The sequence below is a fragment of the Eikenella sp. HMSC061C02 genome (genome assembly GCF_001809035.1).
Lineage (GTDB): Bacteria > Pseudomonadota > Gammaproteobacteria > Burkholderiales > Neisseriaceae > Eikenella > Eikenella corrodens.
Genome location: NZ_KV795569.1, coordinates 15,905 through 24,700 on the forward strand (window position 1 = coordinate 15,905; position 8,796 = coordinate 24,700).

The 8,796-nt window shown below is 57.0% G+C and carries 6 protein-coding genes and 1 pseudogene; 4 read left to right on the forward strand and 3 right to left on the reverse strand.

Annotation, left to right across the window (positions count from 1 at the left end):
- A partial coding sequence (locus HMPREF2541_RS09775; protein WP_210387157.1) for an amino acid permease occupies positions 1-617 on the reverse strand: 617 nt, incomplete at its 3' end.
- Between the two features lie 469 nt (positions 618-1,086).
- A complete protein-coding gene (zwf, locus tag HMPREF2541_RS09780) occupies positions 1,087-2,535 on the reverse strand; it encodes a glucose-6-phosphate dehydrogenase (protein WP_070543425.1) in 1,449 nt (482 codons plus the stop codon).
- 117 nt (positions 2,536-2,652) lie between these two features.
- Here zwf and pmbA point away from each other — a divergent pair, with 117 nt between their 5' ends.
- From pmbA to HMPREF2541_RS09795, 3 genes are all read left to right on the forward strand, one after another.
- Positions 2,653-3,981 carry a metalloprotease PmbA gene (pmbA, locus tag HMPREF2541_RS09785; RefSeq protein ID WP_070543422.1) on the forward strand — a complete coding sequence of 443 codons (1,329 nt, stop codon included), beginning with the start codon at positions 2,653-2,655 and terminating at the stop codon, positions 3,979-3,981.
- Positions 3,982-4,120: 139 nt separating this feature from the next.
- Positions 4,121-4,807 carry a hypothetical protein gene (locus HMPREF2541_RS09790; protein ID WP_070543424.1) on the forward strand — a complete coding sequence of 229 codons (687 nt, stop codon included), beginning with the start codon at positions 4,121-4,123 and terminating at the stop codon, positions 4,805-4,807.
- Between the two features lie 232 nt (positions 4,808-5,039).
- A complete protein-coding gene (locus HMPREF2541_RS09795) occupies positions 5,040-5,930 on the forward strand; it encodes a DMT family transporter (RefSeq protein WP_064086508.1) in 891 nt (296 codons plus the stop codon).
- A 144-nt stretch (positions 5,931-6,074) separates the two neighbouring features.
- Here the strand turns inward: HMPREF2541_RS09795 and adhP are convergent, their stop codons facing one another.
- Entirely contained in the window at positions 6,075-7,112 is a 1,038-nt protein-coding gene (adhP, locus tag HMPREF2541_RS09800) for an alcohol dehydrogenase AdhP (protein WP_083296821.1), read from the reverse strand.
- A 372-nt stretch (positions 7,113-7,484) separates the two neighbouring features.
- Between adhP and thrB the strand changes: the two are divergent.
- A pseudogene (gene thrB / locus HMPREF2541_RS09805) lies at positions 7,485-8,402 on the forward strand (homoserine kinase); the annotation flags it as partial.
- Between the last annotated feature and the right edge of the window lie 394 nt (positions 8,403-8,796).

Below are 8,796 nucleotides of genomic sequence, written 5' to 3' on the forward strand. Positions count from 1 at the left end.
AGTTCTGTGCCTTGGAAAGAGAAGCCGGCAATCAGGAATACGCCCAGCATGGTTAAGAAGCTACCTGAAAAACCGTTGCCTAAAAATGGCGCGTCGCCCACGGTAAAATTAGCCAGACCCACATAGTCGCCGCCGAGAATACCGAAAATCGTCAGCATGCCCACGCCGAGGAAGACGACTACCGTAACCACTTTAACCAGCGAAAACCAATATTCCGATTCGCCGAAAGCTTCTACCGATAATAAATTTAGCAGCACAATCAGCCCGAAAAACAGCAGGCTCCAGCCCCAGGGCGGCATAAAGCGCATCGGTTCCCAATACGTGATTACCAAGGCGGCAATAGAAATGTCTACTGCTACGGTGATGACCCAGCTAAACCAATAATTCCAGCCCAAGGCATAACCCAGCGAGGGATCGACAAACTTGGCGGCATAAGTGGAGAACGAGCCGGACACCGGCAGATGGGTGGCCATTTCGCCCAAGGAAGTCATCAGGAAATACACCATCAGGCCGATGGCGGCATAAGCCACCAAGGCACCGCCCGGGCCCGCCATATGAATGGCGCTGCCGCTGGCCATAAACAGGCCGGTGCCGATGCTGCCGCCGATGGCGATCATCGAGAGATGGCGGGTTTTCAGGTTGCGGCGGATTTTGTTTTTGTTGGCCTGCGTGGCAGCAGGGTTGGCCGCGGTTGAAGGGTTTGGGTTCGGTGTACTCATGCTCTATTTCTCCTAACCAGGCTGCCTAATGGCAACCAAACCGAAACGGAAACTTTGGCAAAACTGCAAATTAGCAAAGATTCCCTCCTTAACTTTGGGGGCATTATAGGAGCAATTACCACCCGCTAAAACTGCTTAAACCCGAAGTTAAATCAAATAAACGGCATATGCTGCCATTTTTAATAGAAACATTACTCGAAACAAGGGCTTCTGATTCGCCTGAGAGCGGCATGATACCTAGCTTTGCGCGAGATTTTGAGCTACCGAACCCAGTTATCGCAACGTGTCATAAACACCACATCCGCATACTTGAGGCTACCTGAAAACCGTCTATTTGCGATATTGAGTTTTCAGGTAGCCTTTGGCCCTAGCGATTGCGCCAATCCACGCCGCAGGCGGCGGCCATTTCGATGGCGGCTTCGGGGGCGTGGCTGCCGGCAGGGTAGGGCTGGGGTTCGGGTTGGCGTGCCGCCCAGTCGTCGAGCACGGGCTGGAGCCAGCACCAGGCTGCTTCGAGTTCGTCGCTGCGCATGAAGAGGGCGAGCTTGCCGTCTATCGCGTCGAGCAGCAGGCGCTCATAAGCGTCGGCACGGCGTTCGGGGAAGATTTTGAGCAAGTCTAAATCCAGTGCGGCTTCGTGCACGCACAGGCTGGTGCCGGGGGCTTTCATTTGCAGAAACAGCTTCACGGATTCCTGCGGCTGCAGGCGCACGCTGATGCGGTTGGGCGAGCCGCCGCAGCCGAATACGGGGTGGGCTTCGGGCCAGAAGTGGAGCACGATTTCGGCCAGCCGCCCGGCCATGCGTTTGCCGCTGCGCAGCAGGAAGGGCACGCCGCGCCAGCGCGGGTTGTCGATTTCGGCGCGTAGGGCGATGAAGGTTTCGGTGCGGCTTTGCGGGGCTACGTTGGCTTCTTCGCGGTAGCCGCACACGTTTTCGCCCCGGATTTGGCCGGCGGTGTATTGGCCGCGCACCACGTCGGCGCGCACGCTGTAGGCGTTGAAGGGCTTGAGTGCGCGCAAGACGTTGAGCTTGGCGTTGCGCACGTCGCTGTCGCCGAGGGAAAGCGGCGGCTCCATGGCGGTGAAACACAAAAGCTGCAACAGGTGGTTTTGCAGCATATCTCGTAGGGCGCCGGTTTGGTCGTAGAACTCGCCGCGTTTTTCCACGCCGAGCTCTTCGGCAATGGTGATTTCCACGGCGCGGATTTGGGCGGCACACCACAGGGGCTCGAACAGGCGGTTGGCAAAGCGCAGGGCGAGCAGGTTTTGCACGGGCTCTTTGCCTAGATAATGGTCGATACGGTAGATCTGCTCTTCGCGGAAGAAGGCGGCCACGGCGGTGTTGATGCTTTGCGCGGAGGCAAGGTCGTGGCCGAGCGGTTTTTCCAGCACGATGCGGGTTGCGGGGCGGTTCAGCCCGGCGGCGGCCAGATGTCGGCAGATGGGCATGAAATAGTGCGGCGCGGTAGAAAGGTAAACCACCAGGGCGCGGCTGTTTTGCCCGGCTTCGGCGCCGAGCAGCGCGGCGAGGTGGTGGAATTGTTCGGCGTTTTCGGCGTCTACGGGCAGGTAGTTGATGCGTTGGCAGAAGGTATGCCACGTTTCGGCTTCAAGGTTGGGAATATGCGGCCGGGAGGATTCCTCTACTTTTTTCAGGTAGCCTTCGCGCCCTAAATCGCGGCGGCCGAGGCCGATGATGCGGCCGCCCGGATGCAGCGTGCCAGCGGCATGGGCTTGATAGAGGGCGGGCAGCAGCTTGCGCATCACGAGGTCGCCGGTGCCGCCGAAGAAGACGATATCGAAAGGGGTAGGCATGGTTGGATAGGCCGTTAAGAAAAACAGGCGCATTATAGCCCTGCTGTCAGGCTACCTGAAAATTTAGCATCGGCTCAGGTACAATACGGCGTTTTCATTTGATACGGGCACACCACCATGTTCAACCACAGCGAACAAACCCTGCGCGATGTTTGCGCCCAAGCCATCGAGCTGGCCAAAGCCGGCGGCGCCACCGCGGCCGAAGCCGACGTGAGCGAATCCATCGGCCAATCCGTGCAGGTGCGGCTGCAGGAAATCGAGCACATCGAATACCAGCAAGACAAATCGCTCGACCTCACCGTGTATGTAGGCCGCCGCAAAGGCCGCGCCAGCACCGCCGATTTCTCCCCCGCCGCCATTGCCGACACCGTGCGCGCCGCGCTCGACATTGCCCGCTACACCGCCGAAGACCCCTGCGCCGGTTTAGCCGAAGCCGCCCTGATGGCCACCGAATTTCCCGATTTGCAAAGCTACCGCGAATGGCCGCTGAGCACCGCCGAAGCCGCCGAGCTCGCCCGCCGCAGCGAAGCCGCCGCCCGCGCTGCCGATTCACGCATCACCAATTCCGAAGGCGCCCACATCCAAACCGGCCACTACCAATATGTATACGGCAACAGCCACGGCTTTATGCGACACCAGCGCAGCAGCCGGCACAGCCTGTCTTGTAGCGTCGTGGCCGGCAGCGGCAGCGGCATGCAGCGCGATTATTGGTACGACCTCGCCCGCAGCAGCGCCGATTTGGACACGCCCGAACACATCGGCCAAACCGCCGCCCGCCGCGCCGTGCAGCGCCTCGGTGCCAAAAGCCTGCCCACCGGCAGCTACCCCGTGCTATTCGATGCCACCGTTTCAGGCAGCCTCATCGGCCACCTCGCCGGCGCACTCAGCGGCGGCGCGCTCTACCGCCAAACCAGCTTCCTGCAAGACAGCATCGGCCGCCAAATCCTCCCTGCCGCACTCAGCCTGCGCGAAGAGCCGCACCTGCCCAAAGCACTGGCCAGCACCGCCTTCGATGCCGAAGGCGTCGCCACCCGCCCCCGCTTCGTGATTGAAGACGGCATCATCCAAGGCTACTTCCTCAGCAGCTACAGCGCCCGCAAACTCGGCTTGCCCACCACCGCCAATGCCGGCGGTGCCCACAACCTCATCCTTAGCCACACCCACCCAAGCCAAGCCGAGCTCCTGCGTGAAATGGGCAGCGGCCTGCTCGTTACCGAGCTCATGGGTCAAGGCGTCAACACCCTTACCGGCGACTACTCGCGCGGTGCTGCCGGCTTCTGGGTGGAAAACGGCCAAATCGCCTACCCCGTGCAGGAAATCACCATCGCCAGCCGCCTGCAAGACATGCTGCCCAACATCGCCGGTGCCGCCAACGACGCCCTCAAACGCAGCGCCCACAAAACCGGCTCCCTGCTGCTCGAACAGATGACCGTGGCCGGGCATTGAGCGGGCGTGTGCCGGATGCGGCAAAAGAGGCTACCTGAAAATACAAAACCCAATCTTCCAAGGCCGCGGGCGTGAGTAGAGCCCATGCACGCCACGCCGATGGCGTGCTGATAGTGTTTAATCATTAGCGAGGATTAAGATGAAGAAGATAAGTTTTTTTGCGGTATGGTTGATATTTATTTCTTTGCAGAATATTGCATATGCGGAAGGCTGTAGGAATCTTAAGCCGGTGCATAACTTAGAGGATTTGTTATTGCAATTGCAGCATAATTTAGATAGTGATTGTATTTTTAGAATGTCGGCAAAAGAGCTATCCGATGCTTGGAAAATTACTGTTTTAGAAAGAAGAACCAGTATCGGGAATAGTAGTGAGCGTGCGCAATACAGGGCGGAGAATAGGAAATTATATATTGGTGGCACCAGCGGATGGTTTGTTTATAAGAATAGCTATGGAGCTATCGATACTTTAGAAATTCGGGCTACTTATAGCTATAGCGAACTATATCAGCATAAATCATTATTCCCTGAGGCTAGGTTTCCAAAAAGCTTCTTACCGTTTTACTATATACCGGAGGATATAGTGGATACGTATCATATTAAGCACAGCCATTTCTTGGGGAATGAATATCTATCGAAAGGGAATGAGAAAATCTTAGATAATAATCATATACATCAGCCTTTTGAGCATTATTTATGGTTCAAATCTATTGATACATTGACAACATTGCCTATGCTAGATATATGGACTTCTAATGATGCTGGTGTTCTGGTTATTAAATATTATAGAACAGCGCCAGATTTTTTAGTCATGCAAATTAATAAGTAATGAAAGTAAGCCTAGTCTGTATGGCTGGTGTGTATGGCTCACACGCCCTGCCTATATTTTCAGGTAGCCTGAATGAAATAATAGGTGCAAAAAAGCGACTGTTAGGCAGGGTTTGTTTGCTTTAGCGCAGGGTTTGTGCGGGAAGCCTGTTTCTGCCCTTGCTGGCGGTTATATGGGTGTAGTATACTGTTTACACTATAGTTTTTCGGCAGGATGTGCCTGAGGGGGAGCTGTGTTTTACCAAATTATTGCGCTGCTTTTATGGAGCAGCGCTTTTATTGCGGCCAAATATACCTACACGATGATGGAGCCAGAGCTTATGTTGTTGTTTCGGCTGATGATTGCTTCTGTTCTGGCCTTGCCGCTGTGCTTGCGCTATTGGCGGCAGATTGATGCGCGGTATTGGCGGGGTTTGCTGTGGCTGTCGTTTTTGAATTATGTGATGGTGATGATACCGGAATTTGTGGGGGTGAAATACACGTCGGCAGCCAGCGCCACCACGATTATCGGCTTGAGCCCGATTTTAACGGTGTTTATCGGCCACTTCTTTTTCCACGACCGGGCGCATTGGTTTGTGTGGCTGTGCGGTGTGGCGGCGTTTGCCGGGGTGGCGCTGCTGATTGCGGGCGGCAAGAGCAGCGGGGAAATCAGCCTTTGGGGCTGCACGTTGGTGATGTTGGGCAATACGGTGTTTTGTGCGGTATTGCGCCCTTCGCAGAAGATGATTGAAAAGGTGGGGGTGCAGGCGTTTACTTCGATAACGATGGCGGTAGCGCCGCTGCTGTGCCTGCCGGCAAGTTTGACGCTGGCCGACAGCCTGCATATCGATTGGAATTGGCGCGGCACGCTGGGGCTGGTGTATTTGGGGGTGTGTTGCAGCTGGCTGGCCTACAATTTGTGGAATATCGGGATGAAAACGGTGTCGGCGAATTTTTCGGGCATTTTATCGGCACTGGGGCCGATTTTCGGGGCGTGGCTGGCGGTGTTGATTTTGGGTGAGCAGATTTCGGCGCTGTCGTGGCTGGGGATTGTGTTGGTGGTGGCGGCTACTTTGGCGGCAGTATTTGTGCCGAAATGGTTGAGGCGTAGGGAAGTGGCGCAAGGGGTTCGTTATGTGGAATAAATAGATAAAGGGAAAGGCTACCTGAAAACGTGTGCGACAACGAAGTTTAAACGCAGCACAGCAAGCTCCAAGGTTTCAGGTAGCCTCATCCGCAAAACAGGCCGCCCCGTTTTTGGAGCGGCCTGTTTGTTTATAGCCTAAGGCTTAGTGATGGCAACCGCAGGCTTTCATGTCGATAACCATACGGCCTTGGATTTTGCCGTCGCGCATTTCTTGGAAAATGGTGTTGGCTTCGTCCAGCTGGCGCAGCTGCACCACGGGTACCACGATGCCTTCGGCGCCGAATTGGAAGGCTTCTTCCAAGTCTTTGCGTGTGCCCACCAGAGAGCCGACCACTTCGATGCCGTCCAGCACCAGGCGCGGAATTGACAAATCCATGGTTTCGGGCGGCAGGCCAACGGCTACCACGCGGCCGCAAGCGCGCACGCAATCCACGGCGGAATTGAATGCAGCACGAGACACGGCAGTTACCACGGCGGAGTGTGCGCCGCCGGTTTCCTCTTGAATGAACTTGGCAGCGTCTTGTTTGGCAGGGTTCACAATCAAATCTGCGCCGGACTCTTTGGCCAGAGCCAGTTTGTCGTCGTTGATGTCTACGGCGATCACGTGTGCGCCGAACACTTTCTTGGCGTATTGTACGGCCAGGTTGCCCAAGCCGCCGGCGCCGTAGATGGCAATCCACTGACCGGGCGCAGCGCCGGCCACTTTGATGGCTTTATAGGTGGTTACGCCGGCGCAGGTGATGCTGGAAGCTTGGGCGGGATCGAGGCCTTCGGGCACTTTCACCGCATAATCGGCTTTCACCACGCAGTGGGTGGCCATACCGCCGTCGGCGGTGTAGCCGGCGTTCAGCACGCTGCGGCAGAAGGTTTCACGGCCGGTGATGCAGTATTCGCAGTGACCGCAGCTGGCAAACAGCCAGGCAATGCTCACGCGGTCGCCCACTTTCAGGGTGGTTACATCCGGCGCAATCTGCTTCACGATGCCGATGCCTTCGTGACCGAGCACGCGGCCGGGTTTTTTACCGTAGTCGCCGGCAGCCACGTGCAAGTCGGTGTGGCACACGCCGCAGTATTCCACTTCCACCAGCGCTTCGCCCGCGCCCACGGCAGGGATGTCGCGCTCAACGATTTCTACGTTACCGTCGCATTGGGGGGTAACAACTGCTGCTTTCATTTTCATGGCTATGATCCTTGTGCTGATTAGTTGATTAGGGGGACTACTCAATCGTGAGTATGCACTTTTTCCAAGCCGGCAGTCAAGGCTTAAAAGAAAAATAACTTATTGATTTAAATCATGTTATATTATAACTCTCACTTGGATTGGCCTGCCTGAACAAGGCTACCTGAAAGCAGCGTGGGCAAGGCAAACGGTGCGGTTCGGCAGCAGCCGGATTAGCCCGTTTGTGGGCGGGCAGCTGGAAATTATTGCGATATTATTCTGCTGGGGCACACGCTTTCTGACAGATGCCGAAGCTTGTGCTTTCAGGTAGCCTGCCTGCTGTTTCATTTGCTAGAATGCCCATTCCTCAACCACTTTGCCGCGATGCCCGCCATGTCTGTTTACACCAGCGTTTCCGATCAAGAAATCCGCCAGTTTTTAGAAGACTACGACTTAGGCAGCTTCGTGTCGCTGCAAGGCATTGCCCAAGGCGTAACCAACAGCAACTACTTCCTCGACACCGACCGCGGTCGCTATGTGCTCACCATCTTCGAAGTGCTCACCCGCGAAGAGCTGCCATTTTTCATGGACCTGAGCCAGCACCTCAGCCGCAACGGCGTGGCTTGCCCCGCGCCCATTCCCCGCCGCGACGGGCGCTTCGAGAGCATGCTCGCCGGCAAACCCGCCTGCCTTGCTACCTTTCTCAACGGCCGCGACACCGCCGTGCCCGATGCCGCCCAGTGCTTCCACACCGGCGCCATGCTCGCCAAAATGCACATTGCCGGGCAGAGCTTCGGCCAAAGCATGCCCAACCCGCGCCATGCCGCCTGGTGGGAAGCTGAAAGCCGTCGCCTGATGCCCTGCCTGAGCAGCGAAGATGCCGCGCTTCTGCAAGACGAAATCGCCTTTCTCGCCGCCCACCCCGACAGCCACCTGCCTCACGGCATCATCCATGCCGACCTGTTCAAAGACAACGTGTTGCTTGACGGCATTCAGGTAGCCGGCTTCATCGATTTCTACTACGCCTGCAACGCCAGCTTCATGTACGACCTCGCCATCGCTGTAAACGACTGGGCGCGCCTGGCCGACAACCACATCGACCCGCAGTTGCAGCAAGCCTTTATGCGCGGCTATCAAAGCGTGCGCCCCCTCACTCCCGCCGAACAGGCCTACCTGCCCATCGCCCACCGCGCCGGCTGCATCCGTTTCTGGGTGTCCCGCCTGCTCGACTACCATTTCCCGCAGGGCGGCGAAATGACCTTCGTGAAAGACCCCGACGTTTTCCGCGACCTGCTGCTCTATTTCCGCCAAAGCCCGGCGCCCGCCGCTACCGACCAAGCCCCGTTCAACCTCGACGGCAAAGTGTTCCAGCCCGCCGAAGCAGGCCATGCAGGCGAAATACCCGAACGCTGCCACTTCCACCAAGACGGCGACACCGTGTGGGCGGAATACCAAGGCGGCGGCATCCGCAAAGGCTTCCTGCTCGGCCGCTACACCGAACGCAGCAGCATCGCCTACACCCGCCAACACCTCACCTTCGCCGGAGCTGCCCACAGCAGCAGCGGTCGCCTGCGCATCGAAACCTCGCCCGATAGCCGCCTGCGCCTGCATTTGTTCGGCGAAGATGGCGAAGCAATATGGGAGGAGTGTACGCCGTAAGCCGGGAGGGATAGGGAAAGATACCGTAATCGAAAGTCAAGAACTT